Origin of the sequence: Arthrobacter endolithicus (assembly GCF_026627425.1) — a bacterium.
Lineage (GTDB): Bacteria > Actinomycetota > Actinomycetes > Actinomycetales > Micrococcaceae > Arthrobacter_M.
The window spans coordinates 61,724-81,267 of record NZ_JAPNLH010000015.1 but is presented as its reverse complement, the minus strand read 5'-3'; the positions used below and the strand labels follow the sequence as shown (position 1 = coordinate 81,267).

The window sequence follows — 19,544 nt, the reverse complement described above, 5'->3', positions numbered from 1 at the left end:
TCTCATGGGGCGGCCGCAGAACTGCCGGTGGCCCGGGCTCCATTCCCGCTGGACGCCGCCCGCTCGCAGAGGGCGATGAATCCGCCAAGTTGTGCCAGTCCCTCCGGACGGACAGGAAGATAGTTGGTCAGTTCGGGGGAGCGGATAATAACGGCGCGCCACTGTCCGCGGGAGACGGCTACATTGATGCGGTTTCGGGAAAGCAGGAATTCGATGCCGCGCGGAATGTCACCGGCCGCAGAGACGGCTATGGAAACTATCACCACGGGCGCTTCCTGTCCCTGGAATTTGTCCACCGTGCCCACTCGTACCTTACCCAGTCCGGCCCTGCCGAGTTCCCGCGCGATGAGCTGGACCTGGGCGTTGTAGGCGGCGACAACCAGAATGTCTTCCTGTTCCAGCGGCCGCGGCACCTCTGTTTGCTTCCGGTCCAGCCAGGCAAGACCAAGATGGGCACGTGTCTGCCGGATTACCTCGGCCGCTTCTTCCCCTGACGACGTGGAGTTGCCGCTGTGCCGGATAAGAACGCAGGCCACGCCCGCGGGAACGCCCGCGAGGTGACGCAGCGACGCTGACGGCGCAGACCGGAGCCGGCCATCATAGGAGAAATCGGAGACTGCCGCGCACAAGTAGGGGTGAATCCGCCACGAGGTGGACAGGAAGTAGCCCAGTTCCGCCGGCAGTGTGTGCACGCCGGGCGATAGCCAGCCGAGCGCCGATTCATCCACCGGTTCCGGATGCTTGCCCTGCGTTACCTGCGGCAGCTGCTGGGGATCGCCCAGCAACAGCAGCCTCGGTGCAACGCGGGAAACGGCCATGGTGTTGGCGAGGGAAAATTGTCCGGCTTCATCGATCACCAGGAGGTCCAGCGAATCCGCTGCGACTTTCGACCCCGTCATGGTCCAGGCGGTCCCGCCCACCAGGCACCCACCCGGACGGGCCAGCAAACCGGCGACGGCGTCGTCGGATCTTCCGGACCACGGCACCTCGGTACTCGTTCCCAGCACCTTTTTGGCTACTCGGTCAGCTGACACGCCGGCCGTGCGGATCGCCGCACGGAGTAGGTTTTCGACGACGGCATGTGACTGGGCCACGACGCCGACCTTCCAGCCTCGGGCCACTAGGTTGGCGATGACATGGGGGCCCACATGCGTCTTACCCGTGCCGGGAGGGCCCTGGACGGCAAGATAGGAACGGTCCAGATCCGCAACAGTGGCCGTAATGGCGTCCGCATAAGCTTCCGGACCTTCCCCGACCGCCGGTAATCCGGTCAGGGTTTTCAAACGGGGTGGGCGGCGCTGCAAGAGGTCCAGGGCCGGGTCTGCCGGAAGAAAGGGCAGTGAAACACCGACCTTGGCGGCAAGGGCGGTGAGGGCGTTCTTCTGCCCGTCGGTACCGATCGGGCACTCCGGTGTCAGGGCAAAGGGCAGCTGCCGGTGCTCCTCGGCGCCGTTGTGCAGCCTCTCCCGCACCAGCAGCACATCCTCCTCTGCCTCCCTCGATACCTCCAGTACTTGCGTAGCAAACCAGCCTGCCCGCGCAGTCATCCCGTCATCGGCCCGCTCAAGAGCCTCCGGAAACGGGGGTTCGTACATACGGAAGAAGGTTTTCCCGGGAGCGTACACCGAGCCATCGGCCAAATGTCCGGATAGTCGGAGGGTCCGCACAGCGTTGCTCCGCGATGTCGGTTTCACCCAATCCTCGACGACCTCGGCCCGGTCCACAGTAAACACATCCCGGTGCTGCTCCCAGGCGGCCAGCGGTTGATTAAGGCGGTCAAAGTGTCCCCACCAGAATTGCTTCTCTTCCCGGCGGTGGTATCCAACGGCGGCCGCCACCATCGCGACGGCCTGATCCTGCGCGGTCAGTGGCTTACCGGCAGGGAGAGCGGCGAGGTAACCCTGCAGGTTGGCTTCCTCGGCTGATGGCTCGTACCGGTGCCTGGCCGAATCCGCTGCGTTGCCGCCCCCGTCTCCGTCCTCGTTGCCGTCCCCGTTGCCGTCCCCGTTGACGTCCCCGCCGCCGTCCCCGTCTTCGTCGTCCGGGGCCGCCGGGGTGCCGGCCGGTGGAGTTCCGCGTGCGGCCGCCACACTCAGCAGCCAGTCCCGCAGCCGCAGGGTGGAGAGGCAGTCGTACGCGTTATAGTCACGGATTCCGGCAAGGATCCGGGCTGCCAGGGCCGCAGCTGAATCTTTCTCGGCGTCCGTCGCATCTTCCGTCTCTGCGGCGTCCCTGGCGGCGCAATAGTCCGCGTAGGCAACCACCGATGCGCCGGCATCCGTGACATCGCCGCTGCGCAGAGTGGTTCCCATATACAGGGGTTCAAGTTTCTTGATGCTGTAAGAATCAGCGGAGATCCGCAGACTGTGCCGCACTGTCTCATAGAGGTCCACCAGGACCCCCTCCCGCAGGAGCGCATCGACGGCGTCCTCACCTGCCAGATGGGTCAGGGACAGATTGCGCAACGCTGTCTTTTCATACGTCGCATAATGGTAAATCCGCATGGCAGGATGGGCTCTGCGGCGCTCGGCGACGTAGCTGAGAAAGTCCAGGAAAGCGCGCTTTTCCTCGGCCCGATTATGCGCCCAGAAGGGGCGGAAAACCGGTTTTTCATCCGGTGCCAACGGAGCTTCAATGACGCCGAAAAGGTACTCCAGTCCCCATCTGCCGGTTACCGCGTCCTGCCAGAGCGGGTCGCCCTCGAAGTCAAAAAAGATGTCGCCGCTGTCCGGACGCGGCAGCCTGCCCAATGTGTTGTTCTCCAAGACCCGGTAGCTGATGGTTTGGGGGAGGCCTTCCTTGTCTAAGTAGCTGACCACGCCGTCCGGAACCGCTGTGCCGGTCTGGAACTGGGCCTGCTCGCGCAGTCTCGCGACGGTCGGACTTAGCCCCGTGAGCCGGTCAGCCGGAATGGCGGCGAGCTGATCGATGGTGCTGATCCCTGTTGCCTGTAGTTTCTGCCGTTGCGCCATTGTCATGCCGGCCACGAGCAGCAGGTCCCGGTTCTTCTGGACCTGCTCGACGCAATAGTCACAGTGTCCGCAGGCCGTGTATTGTGAATCTGCCCAGCGGACGGGGCGTTCCTGCGCCCGATGAGCGGCAGTCATGGCCAAAAAGCGGGTGCGCCTCTCCCTGAAGACCGGCAGGACATCGGCTAGTTGGTGATCGCTGTGCCGTCCGTCGCCTAAGACCAGCGTGATGGCGGGCGACGGCGTGATCCCGGCTTTGCGGAGTTGGTCCGCGTAGGCGGCCAGCTGGAGAAGCGCGGAGACCTTCGCGTGACGCGCCAGTTTCGTGTCGAACACGGCGTACGTGCCGTCGTAGTTCCTGACCAGAAAGTCCGAGCGCCCGTGGAAGGTGCCGTCAAAGAAGGCGGCCTGGAAAACGACGTCCGCACCGTTCTGCAGGGCGGCAATGGATTCATCGTGTTTGGCCTGCAGCGTTGCGCGGTCCATCGACGCAGCGGGGGCAACATCGTATACACCCTTGGCAGTTACCGGATTCCAGGCTCCATAACGGGACACGAATCCGTCCAGGACCCTGTGTTCGTGCACGTCTCCAAGCTGTGCGGTCCGCGCCAGCATCGCGTCCACAGCGAAGACGGACCTGGTGCTGCGGCCCAGCCGTTCGTCCAGTTTGCGCAGCAACTGGTACTCGCAGTGCGCAGCGATGACCAGGTCGCTGGCGGAATACACCAGGTCCTGCGGCCGGCCCGGTGAATCCGTTGATGAAGCCCCGCCCTCCCTCGCACCGTCAAGAAGAAACATGCCGTCCCGCCCTTAGCTCTTATGGTGCTGACAACGTATCAGCGGCCACCGACAATTCCTGCCGGCAGTGGGCGCCCGCAGGGATCGCGGTGCGGCTTAGGAATCTGCGTCCGTGGATTCCGCTGCGTCCGTGGATTCCGCTGCATCCGTGCCGTCCACAGTGGGTGAATCACCGGCGTCCCCGGAATCTCCCTCCCCGGTATCAGCGTCGTTGTCGGCGGCGATGATTGCCTCCAGCGCGGGGATCAGGAAGGGATTTGCCCGCTTCAGGATGAGCAGCACCTCGGCTTCGGGGACGGCCCGGTAAAGAATCTCCCGGGCATCTGCGTACTTGGTGGTCGGCGTCTTATCCGGCCATTTCCTGGCCAGCGCCTGCACCCGTTCGGGCAGCGAGTTATGCGCATTATCCGAAATTTTCACTAAGGACGCGTCGTGATGCTGGGCAACGGTGCGGATGCAGGCCAGATAATCGTCCGGATCTTCCTGGAGATTGGTAGACACGCGCTCGATGATTTCCACCGAGTGTGGCGGCACTCCCATGTCGAGAAGTCCCTGCCGCGTCATGGGCGTGTCCTCAGCAATATCGTGCAGATACCCGGCGATGCGGATCTCATCACCAAAATCCGCCAGCGCGTCACCCACGGCGATAACATGGTCGCGGTAGGGCCGTTTAAGTTTGTCCTTCTGGCGCGAGTGCGCAACCTCGGCCAGGACCATGGCGGTCTCTACTGTGAATGTCGCTTCCGTCATTTTCAATCCTCATCTTCGACTGCCCGCGCCCGTTACAAAACGCACGTCCAGCTCATAAGGATATCGAGTTATTCGCGCCAGCCCAGGTTGCGGGCCATCCTCTGCAATACGTCCAGGGCCGCCTCGTATTCCTCGGCAGGAATATTTTTGGTGATCTTCTCCCGTTGGTGTTCCACGACCTCCCCCAGCCGGAGCAGACTGTCGTGGCCAAGCCCGGTGAGCGAGTAGCGTTCACCGTCGAATTCGACCCAGCCGCTTTCGAGCAGCTCGGTGACCGGTTCGGCGGCGGAAACGGAGACCGTCGAGTCGAAGAACGGTTGGAGGACATTCGTCAGTTCCGTCTCGCTTGACGGATTTTCCGCGAGCACATTCATGATCTGCCATTGCGGGCGCGTTACGCCGTGTTCTTCGACGAGACCGTCAAACTGTTGGTTGATCAGCCCGTCAACCAACTTGAGCCAGAATCCGAGGGGACGTTGGGTAGCCATGGCCCCACTATACAAAGTTTGCCCACGTCGCGGTCGGTTACGGCGCGTATGGTGAGAACACGGCCGGTTCCGGCCGCGAGCCGGCCACCGCTGGGCGCGGGCTTTCTTTCGTCGAACGAGGCACGTCATGCTGATCGGAAAGTACGACGGCGGCGCGCAGCAGTTGCCGCTGTTGACCCGCCAAGTGTCCCTTCTGGCGATGCGCCTCATCCGGCTCAGCCTGGGCAGCGTTATTGCTGCAGCGGTCATTTCCGTCGTCGAGGCGTATTGGATCGGGGTTCATTTCCGCAGGGCCGCGGCCGAAGATCCTCCCCGGGCGGAGGGACTTTACGGTTCCGGGTATGCAGGTGCCACCATCGGTTTGGCTGTCCTGGGGGATTCTAACGCTCTGGGGGTGGGAGCCTCGCGAAGCAGTCAGACCATTCCTGCACTGCTGGCCCGCGGCCTCTCGGCAAAGGCCATGCGCCCCGTGGTCCTGGACAACGTTGCGGTTTCGGGGGCCGAATCGAGGGACCTGACCGCGCAGATCGGACTGCTGAAAGGAATTCCGGATGTGACAGCAATCCTGGTGGGCGGCAACGACGTAATGCAGCTTCGGTCCATTCCGGCGTCGGCCGCGCTGCTTGCCGGCGCGATCCGGCATCTGCAATCTCAGGGGGGCCAGGTGGTGGTCGGTACCTGTCCGGATATGGGGACCATCAAGGCGCTGGTACCTCCACTGCGTTTCATCGCCGGATGGTACAGCCGGGTCCTGGCCGTGGCGCAGACCTTCGTGGTTCTGCGGACCGGTGGCAGGGCGGTCGCGATTGGCGATATGCTCGGGCCGCAGTTCCTGGAAAACCCGGGGCAGATGTTCGCCACGGATCATTTCCATTCATCTCCGCTGGGCTATGCGCGGGCCGCGCGCCTGCTCCTGCCCAGCGTCTGCGCGGCCGCTGCACCCGTGACCGGCGTTCATTTGGCGGTCCCGCACCGTATTTATGCACCAACAAACCGGAAGTGGGTGGCGGCAATGGGTACGTGGATGGGACGACGGGCCTTGGCCTCTGCGCGAAAGGTGGAGCTGGGGCGCGAACCGGCGACAGGCCCGGTGACAGGCCCCGCCGCGCCCGACCGCCCGATGGGCATCATGAGCGTGCTGCAACGCGTATGGGAGGGCGCCGCCGCGCTCGCCGGCGCCCATGGCCTCCGGCCCTGGAACTGGCCGGCCTGAGCCTGGCCGCGCCGCAACGATCGGAGCTTCCCGTGCGGAAGATCCGGCCCGGAGCCTCCCGGTCAGAGGACCTTCGAGAGGAAAGCCTTGGTCCGCTCATGCTGCGGGTCGGTCAGCACCTGGCGTGGGTCCCCGGATTCCACGACGACGCCGTCGTCCATGAACACCAGCGAATCCGCCACTTCACGAGCGAAGCCCATCTCGTGTGTCACCACGATCATGGTCATTCCGCTTTTCGCCAGCCCTTTCATCACATCCAAGACCTCACCAACCAGCTCGGGGTCCAGCGCGCTGGTCGGTTCGTCGAAGAGCATCAGCTTCGGGTCCATTGCCAGCGCCCGGGCAATGGCCACGCGCTGCTGCTGGCCGCCGGAGAGGTGCGCCGGATAGTAATCGCCCTTGTCGCCCAGCCCCACCCGTTCCATCAGCTCCATCGCCCGCGCGGTCGCCTTGGCCTTGGACATCCGCTTGACCCGCATCGGGGCCTGAATGATGTTCTCCACCGCGGTTAGATGCGGGAAAAGGTTGAAGCGCTGGAACACCATGCCGATGTCACGGCGCTGGAAGGCCGCTTCCTTCGGCTTGAGCTCGTACAGCCTGCCGCCTTTCTCCCGGTACCCGACCAGCTGGCCTTCCACGGAGAGCCGGCCGGCATCCACCCGTTCCAGGTGATTGATGCAGCGCAGAAAGGTGGACTTTCCGGAGCCGCTGGGACCCACGATGCACAGCACCTCACCGGCGTTGACCGTCAGACTGATGCTTCGCAACACCTTATTGGTCCCGAAGCTTTTAGATACACGGTCCGCGTGCACCATGGTCCTGCCTGTCATCCTTTGCCCCCTGCTTCGTTGCCGGCGGGCGCATTGGTCAGTGCCGCCGTCGTCGGCCCGTTGCCGGCATGTGAACCTGCGAAGGCGGCTGGATCGCCGCCCGTCGTCGGCTTATCCGCTTTGCGGCGCCCGGTCCCGCGGGAGAAGCGCTTTTCAATGAAATGCTGGCCCACCATCAGCACGGAGGTGAACAGCAGATACCAGATGGAGGCCACGATCAGCAGCGGTACCGGGGTGAACGTCACCGCGGAAATGCCGCGGGAGACTCCGTAAAGATCGATGCTCAACGGTATCGCCGCCACCAGGGATGTTGTCTTGAGCATCGAGATCACTTCGTTGCCGGTGGGCGGAATGATGATCTTCATCGCCTGCGGCACCACGATGTAGCGCATGGTCTGTCCCCAGGACATCGCCAGGGCCTTGGATGCCTCTTCCTGCCCCTCATCCACCGACAGCAGGCCCGCCCGCACAATTTCGGACATGTACGCCGCCTCATTGAGCGCCAGTCCGATCACAGCGGTGATAAAAAGATTGTGGAAAACGTCATTGGGCACGGTCACCCACGGCGTCATGAAGGGAACGCCCAGCGTGAGCACCGGATAAATCAGCGCCACGATGCCCCAAAAAACCAGCTGCACATACACTGGCGTCCCGCGGAAAATCCACAGGTACAACCAGGCGACGCTCTTCACCACGGGGTTGGGCGAGAGCCGCATGATGGCCAGCAGCAGTCCCAATGTAATGGCGATCAGCATGGAATAAACGGTCAGCTGCAGAGTCACCAGTGCGGCCTGGCTGATCCGTTTGTCGAAGATGTATTTGCCCACATTGGCCCAGCCGTAATCCTCGCGCTGGGCGGCGTCGAGAATGAAGACGGCCAAGGAGAGCACCAGGACGACGGCGATCAGGACGCGCCACGGGTGCCGCAGCGGGACGGCCTTAATGGCCTCGCCCTCCTCCGGATCCAGCATGGCCGGTTACCCCTTCGCGCCGACGTTGATGTCTGCCGTCTTGACCCCGCCGCTTTCAACGCCCCACTTGGACAGGATCTTGGTGTAGCTGCCATCGTCGATCAGCGCCTGCAGGGCCTTCTGCAGCACCGGGGTGAACGGACTGTTCTTGGCCACCGGCATTCCATACGGTGCGACCTCGAACGCGCCGCCCGCCGGCTGCAGTTTTCCCTTGGTCTGTGAGATCGCGTACAGCGTGACCGGTGAATCTGCGCTCATCGCATCGACCTGGCCCACCACCAGCGCATTCGTGGCCTGATCCTGCGCGTCGTACTTGAAGATCTCGATGGCCGGCTTGCCCGCATCCGTGCAGGCCTTCGACTTGGCGGGGACCTCATGCGTGTCCTCGTAGGTGGTGGCCTGAACAGCTACTTTCAGGCCGCAGGCATTCTTCGGATCAACCGTCTTGCCCACCGGGGCAGCCCACTGGATGCCGGCCGAGTAGTAGTTGACGAAGTCCACCTGCTTCTCCCGCTCGGCGGTATCGGTGAAGGAGGACATGCCCATGTCATCCTTACCGGCGTTAATGGCAGGCAGGATGTTGTCGAACGTGCCGATGTCGAAGTTGACCTTCAGGCCTAGCACCTGGCCCAGCGCGTTGGTCAGGTCCACCGACCAGCCGGCAGGTTTGCCGTTGCCGTCCTTGAACTCGTTCGGCGGGTAATTGTTCGCCATTCCGACGTTGAGGACCCCGGCGGTTTTGATCTTCTCCGGCAGCATGGCGGCTATCGCATCATTTTTCTTGACCACCACCGCCTCCGGGGAGCCGGAGGATCCGGAGGAGGCGCCACCGCCCGCGGGGGGAGTGCTGTTGTCAACGCACCCCGTGAGCAGGAGGGCGGCAGCGGCTAGGACGGAGACGGCGGCATATCGTGATCGCATGGATTGCTTCTCTCATCAGGGGTGCGCCGGAGAGCGCCTTGTGCCGACCTTACAGCGGTCGCAGCTGTGAGCTGGACCATATGACGACGACGGCGGGTTGCGGTTTGGTGACGGACCCGGACCGCACGCTGCGACGAAGGGCCATAGAATCGTAGATGCGGTCGAAGGGAAACAAACCGTGGTCATGGCGGTCAGACATCCCCATCTGCCGGCACCGCAACCTTCGCCGTGTTAACGGCACACACCCGGGTGGGGCTACGCCCTCGCCTCAGGGTGCCGGTTCCGTGCGTCAATAGACCCACCCGACAACCCTAGGACCTGAATTACGCATGTCACCGCGCTTGTTTTACCGGACGCTCGCCTTTGCCGAGGCCGTCACCTGGACCCTGTTGATCGTCGCCATGGTGCTCAAGTATGCCTTTAACGCCGGCGGCCTCCCGGTGCAGATCGCCGGATCCATCCACGGTTTCGTCTTCATCAGTTATGCGCTGACCGCCGGTCTGGTGGGCGTGAACCAGCACTGGCCGAAGCGGCTGACCACCCTGGCCGTCGCAGCCGCCATTGTCCCCTACGCCACCATTCCCTTCGATCTGGTGATGGATCGGAAGGGAAAGCTCGACGGCGCCTGGCGGCGTACCGCGACGGCTGACCCGCGAGATCACACCACGGTCAGCCGGCTGCTGCGCTGGATGCTTCGCCGCCCGGCCGTCCTGGGCGCGGTCTTTGTGCTGGCTGTTGTTCTCATTATGAGCACGCTGCTGATCATCGGTCCGCCCGGCGGCCGGAGCTAGCCGGATGCCTTACGGGGCGCTTGTCAGTGAGCAGTAAAGCCAGGCTCGGCAACATCGGCAACGCGGGTGCGTCTGCCCTGTAAGGCCACCTCCGCAAACTGCCAGAGGATTGCCCCGGTTGGAGCATGAACGACCATGTCATGTCGAAGCGGGAGCTGTAAGAGGGCCGCTGATCCTGACGAGCGCTTCCAGCGGGGCACCCCCGGGGCCGTCAGCCGCGTCAAGGGCAGGGGATGCAGGGATGCCACTTCGTTTGGGCTTCGCAGGGGAGACTGCACGCCGCACAACGCGATGACGACAGGAGTGATGACGATCCCCCGCGACGATGTGAAGTCGTCCAGCAGACCCACTACGTCATCAGGTCCGGCCGCGAGACCGGTCTCCTCGAAGAGTTCACGGATCGCTGTTCCGGCGATTGTTTCGCCGTCATCCATCCGGCCACCGGGCAGTGCCCACTGGCCGGGATTGGAGTGCCGGTGTGCCCGTTTGATCATCAGGAAATGCGTACCGCCGACTTTTTCGTATACCGCGATGGCGACGGCTGCGCGCCGGTCCGCTTTATCGTCGTCGACTGCCCGTCGGACCAAGCCGGAGAGCCGCGCTGCGATGATCGGGCGTAGCTCCGCCAGCGGAAGTGAGGCCAGCTCGTCACCCGTCCGCATTGCGGTTCAGATGGCCGGGCTGGACAGGGCGAGTTCCTTGTCCAAAATCCGCACAAGCATGTTACGCATTGCATCGACGGACATATCGGGTGCGCCGGTCAGGATCTTGATGGCGGCACCATCCGTGGCGGAAGTCAGCAGACGGGCAAAATCGACGGGGTCCACGTCGCTGAAAACGCCCTGCCGTTGGCCACGTCGTACGATGCTGACCACGGTATCCATCCAGCGAGCGTAAAAATCATTGTGGATCGGACGGAGCTCGGGATTCAGGCAGGTTTCGGCCCAGAATTGGAGCCAGATCGACCATTCGTTACGTACCTGGGTTCCGGTCGGCAATTGCATTTCAATCAGGGCGAGAAGCCGTTTGCGGGCGTTATCGATCTGACGGAGCGCGACTCCCTGACGTTCAAATGCCTGGTCGACGCAATACCGGAGTGCCTCGCGCAGGACATCATCTTTTCCCGGAAAATAGTAGTGCACCGTACCGGTGCTGGTGCCGCAGATTCTGGCAATATCCTGGACCCGTACGTGGTGGTAGCCACGCTCGGCAATGAGCTGCCACGCTGCGTCAAGGATGGCTTTCCGGCGTTCCTGATTCCCTCTGGATTCAGCAGTTTCGTTCATTGCGGTTCCTTCACTGCGAAGAGCGTGACCTGTGTTGATGACTGTAGTCTACTGCCAAAACTGACCCGTCAATCAGAATTATGTGTTGCCCTGACTGGCCGGGAATCAGTCTAAAACTCGCGATGGACGGCTGGCGACGGCGATATTCCTGACCTACTTTCTGCTCAAATGCAGCAGCTTTAGGCGAATCCACGTCACAAATATGCCAGGGGCTTGACAGGTGTGATCTGACACACAAGGCTGTCCTATAACCGACGCGTCAGTCAGATGCGTTGGTCCCGGATCTTCATCCTTCATCGCCGCAGGAGTCACAGTCTATGACCGCGAACCGTCGTTTCAGGAGTCTTCAAACACTAACCGCCGTGACGTTAGCGGTCGCACTGATGGGCCTTACAGGCTGTTCCTCAGCCGGTACTCCCACCGCGGATGTCGGCGCCGGATCTGCGCCCAAGACCGGAGGCACCCTGCGTGTCGGCATTGTCGGGGGATCCGCCAAGGACACTCTCGATGCCCATGCACCGGTCACCCACCCGGATGAAGCCCGGGCCATCCAGCTCTACGAAACGCTCGCCAGCTATGACAACGACCACAAGGTTCAAATGGCTTTGGCGGAGAAAATCACGCCCTCCGCCGATGCAAAGACCTGGACCGTGCGCCTGCGTGCTGGCCTGAAGTTCAGCAACGGGAAACCGATCACCGCCGACGACGTCATTTTCACCTTCAAGCGCATCACGGATCCGAAGAATCCGCAGGCAGGCGCCACGGCATTAGCCGGCTTGGAGCGGGATGCCATGACGGCAACCGATGCGCAGACCATCGTCTTTCCGTTTACCAAGCCCTTTGCCACCTTCACGGATATCATCGCGCAATACAACGCGGGCATCGTGCCGATCGGCTACGATCCCAAGAATCCTGTGAGCTCTGGCCCGTTCATGACGGAGAGCTTCACCCCGGGCCAACAGAGCACTTTCGCCAAAAACCCGAACTATTGGCGGGCCGGACAACCATACCTGGACAAGGTCACCATCATCGATTTCCCCGATGATACGGCCCGGGTAAACGCATTGCTCGGCGGCCAGGTGGACGCCATAGACCAGTTGCCGCTGGGCCAGGTCAATGTGGTCCAGGCCAACCCGCAGCTAAAGGTGCTCGAATCGGCCACCGGCTCGTGGCTGCCGTTCACCATGCGCGTGGACCAGGCACCCTTTGACGACCCGAAGGTCCGGCAGGCCTTCCGACTGATCGTGGACCGCAAGCAAATGGTTGACCAGGTCCTCGGCGGCCACGGCACCATCGGCAACGATATGTATGCACCGTTCGACGCGTGCTTTCCAAAAGACGTCGCCCAGCGCAACCAGGACATTGACAAGGCCAAGCAGCTGCTCGCTGAGGCCGGAAAGTCTAATCTGAGCGTGGACCTGGTGACGTCGGCCGCGGCCGCCGGGCTGGTCGAAGCGGCCCAGGTATTTGCCCAGCAGGCGAAGGCGGCCGGCGTAACTGTCAATGTTAAGAAGGTGGATCCGGGGGAGTTCTACGGGGACCAGTACACGAAGTGGACGTTCTCCCAGGACTTCTGGTTTACCCGCGACTACCTGCCGCAGACCGCGGCATCCGGCTTCACCAGTTCGCCCTACAACGAGACCCACTGGGATGACAAGGAGTGGAACGACCTGGTCGGGCAGGCCAATGCGGCGACAGATCAGGCCACGCGCTGCGGCCTGATCCAGAAAGCCGAGCAAATCGAATTCGACCGCGGTGGCTACATCATCTGGGGCTTCCCGAACAGCGTGGACGCCTACACTTCCGCCGTCAACGGATTCACCCCGGATAAGAGCGGTATCCCGCTGACCTCATTCGGCTTCCGCAACGTGTGGTTGAACAAATGACAAAAGCAAACGCAGGGGGGATGCGCCGGCTGCTTCTGCGGCGCTCACTCTTCGGCCTCTTTACCCTCTGGGTAGTGTCGATCGTGGTCTTCGTGGCCACGCAGGCACTGCCCGGGGACGCGGCCCAGGCCATCCTGGGCCGCGAGGCGACACCGGAGCGGCTGGCCGCCTTGCGCGAGCAGCTCCATCTGGGCGGCACTTTGCCGGAGCAGTATTTCGCCTGGCTGGGGAAGCTGATCACTTTTAATCCGGGTATATCGCTGGCGGGCGGCAAACCTGTGGTCCAGACGATTGCGCCGATGCTGTTGAACTCCAGCGTCCTGATGCTCTGCGCCGCCGTCATCGCCATTCCGCTCGCCGTTTTCATCGGCACTTGGAGTGCGCTGAAGAAAGACACGGCGGTAGACCACGTTACCGGCGTGATCACCCTGGTGCTCGCCTCGCTGCCGGAATTCGTGGTCGGAGTGCTGCTGGTGCTGCTGCTGGCCACCGGATTCCTGCACCTCTTCCCGGCGGTTTTCGTGCTCATCCCGGGCCAACAGGTCTGGAGTAATCCGGCTCAGCTGGTTCTACCGGTTCTGACCCTGGTACTGGCGGTCTCTCCGTACATCATCCGCATTATGCGCGCCACCATGCTTGAGGTCCTCGACAGCCAGTATGTCCAGCAGGCGCGGCTTAAAGGCCTGCCGGAGCGGACCGTGATCTGGCGGCACGCCATTCCCAATGCGATCGGACCCGTCGCCCAGGTGGTGGCCCTACAACTGGCGTGGCTGATCGGAGGCGTTGTCATCGTGGAGTACCTTTTCCGCTTCCCCGGCATCGGCTTCCAGCTCATCGATGCGGTGACCAACAGGGACCTGCCGGTTGTCCAGTCCCTGGTCATCGTCATCGCACTCTTTTACGTCGTCGTAAACCTCTTCGCCGACGTCGTGACCCTGGCGGCCAACCCGAAAGTAAGGACAGCGCAGTGAGCAACGGTACGGCCGGTTCGGTTATCTCCAGGTCCGTGGCACCATCGCGTGCAGCACGTAAAGAAGGGCTGCTTCGTCGGTCTTTGAAGTCCAAGCGGACGGTGATCGGCCTGGTGCTGAGCATTTTGGTCTTCGCGGTGGCGTTCCTCGGACCCTACCTGACGCCGCATTCGCCCACCGAGTTTGTGGCAGCGCCATTTTCCCCGGCGGGCGTTGGAGGGCCGTTCGGGACGGATAACCTGGGCCGTGACGTCCTCTCCAGATTCCTGGCCGGCGGCCAGACGCTCATGATTCTGGCCGTGCTGGCCACCGGCCTCGGGGTCGGTTTGGGCGCACTTACCGGGGTGATCGCAGCGTATCGCCGCGGCTGGTTAGACGAGGCGCTGATGCGCACAGGCGATGTTGCCCTGGCGTTCCCCCAGATCGTGCTGGCATTGCTGTTCCTGTCCATCATCGGCCCGCAGCTGTGGCTGCTCGTAGTGATGGTCGGTCTGGGCCACCTGCCACGCGTGGCCCGGGTGGTCCGCGGAGCTGCGCTCTCCGTCGTCGAACGCGATTTCATCAAGGCCGCAGAATCGGTGGGTATCCCGCGCTGGCGGATTCTCGTGGGTGAAATTGTCCCCAATATCAGCAGTACCCTGGCCGTTGAATTTGGCCTGCGGCTGACGTACTCGATCGGTCTGGTAGCGGGATTGAGTTTCCTGGGTCTTGGCCTGCAGCCGCCCACCGCGGACTGGGGGCTGATGATCAACGAAAACCGGATCGCCTTGACCATTTCACCGTGGTCGGTGGCGCTGCCCGTCATTGCCATCGCACTACTGACCGTTGGCACCAACCTTGTCACGGATGGCCTGGCCAAGGCGGCCATCGGCAGCGACGAAGGAGTCAAAGCATGAGCACCGGCGCACCCACTCTGGTGGTGGAGGAACTGAAAATCATCGGCGTCCCCTCGATGGCCGCTATTATCGACGAACTCTCCGTCGAGGTCCGACCCGGAGAAATCCTTGGAGTGGTCGGCGAATCCGGCTCCGGCAAGACAACCCTGGGGTTGGCGTTGCTGAACTACTGCAAGGAAGGCACAAAGGTCGACGGCGGCAGCGTCACCGTAGGGGACAAGGAATTGGCCGGCCTGCACTGGCGCCAAGTGCGGGAACTGCGTGGCCGCACTGTTGCCTACATTCCACAGTCGCCGGCGTCGGCCCTGAACCCGGCGTTGCGCATCCGGACCCAGCTGGCGGAATGCCTGGCCGGTGACCACGAGACGGTGCTGAACCGGGTGCGGGAGGTGCTCCGCGAGGTTGCGCTTCCGGACGACGACGCGTTCCTGCGCCGCTACCCGCACCAGCTTTCCGGCGGCCAACAGCAACGCGTCGCAGTCGCCATGGCCTTCACTGCCAGGCCGGCCCTGATTGTCATGGACGAACCCACCACCGGGCTGGACGTCAGCACGCAGGAGCATGTCCTGCAGACGGTCCGGAACATGTGTAAGACCTATGACTGTGCCGCCGTGTACATCAGCCACGACATGGCGGTGGTGGCCGAACTGGCCGATCGGATCGCAGTGATGTATTCGGGCCGGATCGTGGAGATCGGAAGTACCGCTGACGTCCTCGCCAACCCGGCGCATCCGTACACTGCCAGGCTGCTGCTGGCGGTACCGGATCTGGAAGCCAAGCGCCCGATGGTCGGCATTCCCGGCAACGCGCCCTCGCCGCTGGCCCGGCCGCAGGGTTGTGCTTTCGCACCCCGCTGCCCGCTCGCTGATGCCGGCTGCACGGTGGCCCCGCCCGGCGTCACCGACGTGGGAGAGCGCCACAGCGTGCGTTGCTTCAAGGCAGATACGCCGTTGCCCGCGATCGCTGCGCAGCCGAACCGCGCACATTCGGCCCGGGGTGCCTCGGGACGGCCTGCCATTGAGATCAAGGCGCTCAAGGCGGGTTATGGCAGCAACACCGTGCTGCAGGATATCGATTTGTCCGTCTACACCGGTGATTGCGTAGCTCTACTGGGTGAATCCGGTTCCGGTAAGACCACCCTGAGCCGCTGCATCGCCGGGCTCCACCACAATTTCACCGGCGGACTGCTGCTGGACGGGGTGCCATTGGCCGCCAGCAGCTTCAAGCGCAGCAAGGAGCAACGCCGCCGGGTCCAGTATATTTTCCAGAACCCGTACGAGTCCCTGAACCCGCGCCGCACCGTCGAGGAGCTGATATTGCAGCCCGTCATTGCCGTTCGCGGCAGGGTCAAAAATTCCCGCGAGATTGTGGGCAACGCGCTGGAACGTGCGTCGCTGCGGCCCGATCACGCGCTGCGGTATCCGGACCAACTCAGCGGCGGTGAGCGCCAGCGTGTTGCGATCGCCCGCGCCCTGGCCACCGAACCGGAGGTCCTGATCTGTGACGAAATTACTTCCGCACTGGATGTCTCGGTCCAGTCCTCACTGGTGGATCTGCTCCGGAGCCTGCAGGCCGAGATGGGGCTGACGCTGCTGTTCATCACGCACAACATTGCCCTGGTGCGCAACATTGCCCAGCAGGTAGCTGTCCTGGAACAGGGAAGGATTGTGGAGTTTGGGGATGTGGCGAACGTTTTTGCCAACCCGCAGCATGATTACACCCGCTCGCTGATGAAGGCCACGCCGAACTTCCAACTGCCCAGCCGGCTGTACGCCGGGCCGCGGACGGCAGCTGCCGGGGCGGGCCCCACTGCCGCCGACGAGCTTCAGGCGCGTGCGCTGTGACGGGTCTGCGCAGCGCTCCGGCAGAAGAACCAACCGTGCGGTCCAGCTTCCACCCCGAGGCACTCGCGGATAAAATCGTGCTGATCACCGGAGGGGGCACCGGCATCGGGCGGGCAACAGCCCTTTCCGTGGCACGGACCGGAGCAAAAGTGGTGCTGGCCGGGCGGCGTGAGGCGCTGTTAAAGGAAACCGCCGAGCTGGTCCGCCAGGCAGGGGGTGAGGCCCAGACAGTGGCCGGTGACATCCGGGAGCCCGAGCAGGTGACGGAGCTGGTGGATCAGGCGCTGGCAACGTTTGGCCGGATCGATGTTTTGGTCAACAACGCCGGCGGCCAATTCCAGGCCCCGGCCGAGGAGATCAGTGTGAACGGCTGGCGGGCTGTCCATCGGCTGTCCGTCGAGTCGGTCTGGAACGTCACCCGTGAGGTGGCCACGCGCAGCATGATTCCCAACAGGTCCGGGCTCATCGTTTTCATGGCATTCTCACCGCACCGCGGCATCCCGGGCATGGTGCATGCCACCGCGGCCAGGGCAGCTGTGGAAAATTTGGCGTCCGGGCTGGCGCTGGAGTGGAGCCGTTATGGAATCCGCTCCGTTGCGGTCGCACCCGGCAGCATCATCAGCGAAGGCCTGGACCAGTATTCCGCCCAGGCACGGCTCGAGTGGGAGCAGGGTGTCCCGCTGGGCCGGCTCGGCCAACCCAGCGACGTTGCGGAGGTCATTACGTTCCTGGCCACCGACGCCGCCCGCTACATCACCGGGACCACCATAGATATTGACGGCGGAGCCAATGCCTGGGGTTCCGGCCGTCCCGTTCCAGCAAAGGAGCTCTGATGACAATCACCATCGGGAACATCAACACCTCAAGCAGTACCGTAGGCAATCTGGATGCCCTCTTCGCACCCAACGCGGTGGCCATCATCGGTGCCAGTGACGACACCCGCAAATACGGCAACTGGATCGCCGTGCAGGCGCTCAAAGGTGACAGACCGGTACATCTGATCAACCGTACCCGGGCGACCGTCCTGGGCAGGGCCGCGGCGCCGAGCGTGGTTTCCGTCGGCAGCCAGGTGGATCTGGCCGTCATTGCGGTCCCGGTGTCCGGGTTCGAGGAAGCGGTTGACGACGCGCTCGCCGCCGGTGCCCGTGCCATCGTCGGCATCAGTGCCGGGCTCGGCGAGGCTGGCGAGGAAGGCCGCAGACTGGAGCAGCGCATCACCGCGAAGGTCCGTGCTGCCGGAGCGAGGATGCTGGGCCCCAATTGCCTAGGAGTGCTGGACCACAGCAGCGGACTGACCCTTGCCTCCAACGAATTCCCGGTAGGTAATATCGGCGTGATTTCCCAAAGCGGAAATCTTGCTCTCGAACTGGCCACTTTGCTGGTGGACCATGGCATGGGCGTCTCGCGTTTCGCCAGCCTGGGCAACCAAGCGGATCTGGATGCCGCGGATCTGGTTGACGCCTACGCCACGCACGAGGGCACCGCCGCCATCGCCGTTTACTGCGAGGATTTCCGTGACGGCCGCCGATTCGCCCGCGCCGCGGCCCGTGCCGCAGCGGCGGGCAAACCCGTTGTGCTGTTGACGGTCGGTGCTACCGATGCCTCGGTGCGCAACGCCAAATCCCACACCGGGGCCATGGTGTCCTCCGGGATCGTTGTGGAGGCCGCCTGCCGCGCCGCGAAGATCGAGCAGGTTTCGTCTCCGGCGCAGATGGCGCACCTGTTGCAGGCGCTGGTGCGCAGCAAGGTACCGCGGGGAGCCCGGACGGCCGTGTTCGCCGACGGCGGCGGGCAGGCCTCGGTTGCCAGCGACAGTGCGGCGGCACAGGGGCTTGACGTCGTCGAATTCCCGCCTGCGCTGCAGGCCGCGGTGGCCGCGGAACTGCCGCCGACGGCCGCGGTGAGCAACCCGGTGGATGTGGCAGGGGGCGGGGAGCAGGACATCATGTGCTTCGCCCGGGTCCTGGACCACCTCACCGGCAGCGCGGATGTTGATGCCACCTTGATGAGCGGCTACTTCGGCGGCTACGGCAGTTACGGGCCCGAACTGGCGGCCCGCGAGATCGACGCCGCCCGGGAGATGGCCGGCTCCACCAGGGCCGGCGGCGGAACCGTGGTGGTGCAGACAATGAACTGGCAGTCCGCGGCCGCGGATACCCTCCGGGACGGCGGCATTCCGGTATATCGGGGGATTGAGGAGGCGGCCTGGGCGCTGGGGCGGTTGGTACGGCGGCACACCGAGCCGGCAACCGGGGTCCCCGAGCTGCCCCGACCTGCCGATCCGCTTACGGACACCGGGTACTACGCCTCGCGCCGGCTGCTGAGCGGGGCCGGAATTCCCTTCGTCCCGGCCGTGGAGGTCAGCAGCAAGGAACAGTTGCTGGCCGCGGCCGCCGGGCTGAAGTTCCCCCTGGTCCTCAAGGCGCTCGGCGACGAGCACAAGAGCGACCGTGGCGGGGTGATCCTGGGCCTTCAGGACGCCAACAGTCTGCTGGCCGCCTGGCACGACGTACAGAACCGGCTTGCGCCGCCGTCGTGCTCGCTGGAGGAAATGGCGGATCTGACCGGCGCCGTCGAACTGCTGGTGGGAGTCAGACGCGACCGAAGCTTCGGTCCGATTGTGCTGGTGGGCCTCGGTGGCGTCTTCGCGGAGATTCTGCGCGATGTCCGCTGCGCGCTCGGCCCCGTCTCGTCCGCGCAGGCCCGCGATCTGCTGCTCTCGCTGCGCGGCGCTGCCCTGTTGACGGGCGCCCGCGGCCGGCCTCCGGTGGACGTGGATGCCGCGGCCGACGTCGTTGCCCGGCTCTCCGAACTTGCTGCCGCACACCCGGAAATCAGCGAAATTGAATGCAACCCGGTCGCAGCGACGCCGGACCGGGCCATCGCCCTGGACGCACGCATAGTGCTCGACTGAACGTCCCCGCCGTGGC

At 63.8% G+C, this 19,544-nt stretch carries 16 protein-coding genes; 8 read left to right on the top strand and 8 right to left on the bottom strand.

Going from position 1 to position 19,544, the window contains the following annotated elements:
- Window positions 1–2 precede the first annotated feature (2 nt).
- From OS914_RS13510 to OS914_RS13500, 3 genes are all read right to left on the bottom strand, one after another.
- The gene (locus OS914_RS13510) at window positions 3–3,767 is read right to left on the bottom strand and encodes a TM0106 family RecB-like putative nuclease (protein WP_267546581.1); all 3,765 of its coding nucleotides are present in this window, start codon (window positions 3,765–3,767) and stop codon (window positions 3–5) included.
- Window positions 3,768–3,863: 96 nt separating this feature from the next.
- Window positions 3,864–4,517 (bottom strand): HD domain-containing protein, encoded by a 654-nt coding sequence (locus tag OS914_RS13505; protein WP_267546580.1) that lies wholly within the window; start codon window positions 4,515–4,517, stop codon window positions 3,864–3,866.
- 68 nt (window positions 4,518–4,585) lie between these two features.
- The gene (locus OS914_RS13500; RefSeq protein ID WP_267546579.1) at window positions 4,586–5,005 is read right to left on the bottom strand and encodes a MarR family winged helix-turn-helix transcriptional regulator; all 420 of its coding nucleotides are present in this window, start codon (window positions 5,003–5,005) and stop codon (window positions 4,586–4,588) included.
- 127 nt (window positions 5,006–5,132) lie between these two features.
- Between OS914_RS13500 and OS914_RS13495 the strand changes: the two genes are divergently transcribed.
- A complete protein-coding gene (locus OS914_RS13495; RefSeq protein WP_267546578.1) occupies window positions 5,133–6,218 on the top strand; it encodes an SGNH/GDSL hydrolase family protein in 1,086 nt (361 codons plus the stop codon).
- 62 nt (window positions 6,219–6,280) lie between these two features.
- Here the strand turns inward: OS914_RS13495 and OS914_RS13490 are convergent, their stop codons facing one another.
- The 3 genes from OS914_RS13490 to OS914_RS13480 are packed head-to-tail and all read right to left on the bottom strand — an operon-like array spanning window position 6,281 to window position 8,940.
- Window positions 6,281–7,048 carry an amino acid ABC transporter ATP-binding protein gene (locus tag OS914_RS13490; protein WP_324290663.1) on the bottom strand — a complete coding sequence of 256 codons (768 nt, stop codon included), beginning with the start codon at window positions 7,046–7,048 and terminating at the stop codon, window positions 6,281–6,283.
- A complete protein-coding gene (locus tag OS914_RS13485) occupies window positions 7,045–8,019 on the bottom strand; it encodes an amino acid ABC transporter permease (RefSeq protein WP_267546577.1) in 975 nt (324 codons plus the stop codon). The genes OS914_RS13490 and OS914_RS13485 overlap by 4 nt, the downstream gene beginning before the upstream one ends.
- A 6-nt stretch (window positions 8,020–8,025) precedes the next feature.
- A complete protein-coding gene (locus tag OS914_RS13480; RefSeq protein ID WP_267546576.1) occupies window positions 8,026–8,940 on the bottom strand; it encodes an ABC transporter substrate-binding protein in 915 nt (304 codons plus the stop codon).
- Window positions 8,941–9,269: 329 nt separating this feature from the next.
- Here OS914_RS13480 and OS914_RS13475 point away from each other — a divergent pair, with 329 nt between their 5' ends.
- The gene (locus OS914_RS13475; RefSeq protein ID WP_267546575.1) at window positions 9,270–9,731 is read left to right on the top strand and encodes a DUF3817 domain-containing protein; all 462 of its coding nucleotides are present in this window, start codon (window positions 9,270–9,272) and stop codon (window positions 9,729–9,731) included.
- Between the two features lie 23 nt (window positions 9,732–9,754).
- On the opposite strand, the gene OS914_RS13470 is transcribed toward OS914_RS13475, so the two are convergent.
- Entirely contained in the window at window positions 9,755–10,393 is a 639-nt protein-coding gene (locus tag OS914_RS13470; protein WP_267546574.1) for an NUDIX hydrolase, read from the bottom strand.
- Between the two features lie 6 nt (window positions 10,394–10,399).
- Window positions 10,400–11,017, bottom strand: a complete 618-nt coding sequence (locus OS914_RS13465; RefSeq protein ID WP_267546573.1) for a TetR/AcrR family transcriptional regulator — start codon at window positions 11,015–11,017, stop codon at window positions 10,400–10,402.
- A gap of 362 nt (window positions 11,018–11,379) precedes the next feature.
- Between OS914_RS13465 and OS914_RS13460 the strand changes: the two genes are divergently transcribed.
- From OS914_RS13460 to OS914_RS13435, 6 genes are read left to right on the top strand one after another with little or no spacing between them, the layout of a single operon-like run.
- The gene (locus OS914_RS13460; RefSeq protein WP_267546572.1) at window positions 11,380–12,903 is read left to right on the top strand and encodes an ABC transporter substrate-binding protein; all 1,524 of its coding nucleotides are present in this window, start codon (window positions 11,380–11,382) and stop codon (window positions 12,901–12,903) included.
- Window positions 12,900–13,874 (top strand): ABC transporter permease, encoded by a 975-nt coding sequence (locus OS914_RS13455; protein ID WP_267546571.1) that lies wholly within the window; start codon window positions 12,900–12,902, stop codon window positions 13,872–13,874. Before OS914_RS13460 ends, OS914_RS13455 begins: the two co-directional genes overlap by 4 nt.
- Complete coding sequence (locus OS914_RS13450) at window positions 13,871–14,770, top strand: ABC transporter permease (RefSeq protein ID WP_267546570.1); 900 nt, start codon at window positions 13,871–13,873, stop codon at window positions 14,768–14,770. Before OS914_RS13455 ends, OS914_RS13450 begins: the two co-directional genes overlap by 4 nt.
- Window positions 14,767–16,614, top strand: a complete 1,848-nt coding sequence (locus tag OS914_RS13445) for an ABC transporter ATP-binding protein (protein WP_267546569.1) — start codon at window positions 14,767–14,769, stop codon at window positions 16,612–16,614. Before OS914_RS13450 ends, OS914_RS13445 begins: the two co-directional genes overlap by 4 nt.
- Window positions 16,611–17,447 carry an SDR family NAD(P)-dependent oxidoreductase gene (locus OS914_RS13440; RefSeq protein ID WP_267546568.1) on the top strand — a complete coding sequence of 279 codons (837 nt, stop codon included), beginning with the start codon at window positions 16,611–16,613 and terminating at the stop codon, window positions 17,445–17,447. The genes OS914_RS13445 and OS914_RS13440 overlap by 4 nt, the downstream gene beginning before the upstream one ends.
- Window positions 17,447–19,528 (top strand): acetate--CoA ligase family protein, encoded by a 2,082-nt coding sequence (locus OS914_RS13435; protein ID WP_267546567.1) that lies wholly within the window; start codon window positions 17,447–17,449, stop codon window positions 19,526–19,528. The genes OS914_RS13440 and OS914_RS13435 overlap by 1 nt, the downstream gene beginning before the upstream one ends.
- Window positions 19,529–19,544: the final 16 nt, after the last annotated feature.

Bases quoted from the DNA above. Each gene is read 5' to 3' on its own strand.
- OS914_RS13510 (WP_267546581.1), bottom strand. From the start codon at position 3,767: ATGTTTCTTCTTGACGGTGCGAGGGAGGGCGGGGCTTCATCAACGGAT.
- OS914_RS13485 (WP_267546577.1), bottom strand. From the start codon at position 8,019: ATGCTGGATCCGGAGGAGGGCGAGGCCATTAAGGCCGTCCCGCTGCGG.
- OS914_RS13500 (WP_267546579.1), bottom strand. From the start codon at position 5,005: ATGGCTACCCAACGTCCCCTCGGATTCTGGCTCAAGTTGGTTGACGGG.
- OS914_RS13465 (WP_267546573.1), bottom strand. From the start codon at position 11,017: ATGAACGAAACTGCTGAATCCAGAGGGAATCAGGAACGCCGGAAAGCC.
- OS914_RS13495 (WP_267546578.1), top strand. From the start codon at position 5,133: ATGCTGATCGGAAAGTACGACGGCGGCGCGCAGCAGTTGCCGCTGTTG.
- OS914_RS13455 (WP_267546571.1), top strand. From the start codon at position 12,900: ATGACAAAAGCAAACGCAGGGGGGATGCGCCGGCTGCTTCTGCGGCGC.
- OS914_RS13435 (WP_267546567.1), top strand. From the start codon at position 17,447: ATGACAATCACCATCGGGAACATCAACACCTCAAGCAGTACCGTAGGC.
- OS914_RS13490 (WP_324290663.1), bottom strand. From the start codon at position 7,048: ATGACAGGCAGGACCATGGTGCACGCGGACCGTGTATCTAAAAGCTTC.
- OS914_RS13445 (WP_267546569.1), top strand. From the start codon at position 14,767: ATGAGCACCGGCGCACCCACTCTGGTGGTGGAGGAACTGAAAATCATC.
- OS914_RS13470 (WP_267546574.1), bottom strand. From the start codon at position 10,393: ATGCGGACGGGTGACGAGCTGGCCTCACTTCCGCTGGCGGAGCTACGC.
- OS914_RS13505 (WP_267546580.1), bottom strand. From the start codon at position 4,517: ATGACGGAAGCGACATTCACAGTAGAGACCGCCATGGTCCTGGCCGAG.
- OS914_RS13475 (WP_267546575.1), top strand. From the start codon at position 9,270: ATGTCACCGCGCTTGTTTTACCGGACGCTCGCCTTTGCCGAGGCCGTC.
- OS914_RS13480 (WP_267546576.1), bottom strand. From the start codon at position 8,940: ATGCGATCACGATATGCCGCCGTCTCCGTCCTAGCCGCTGCCGCCCTC.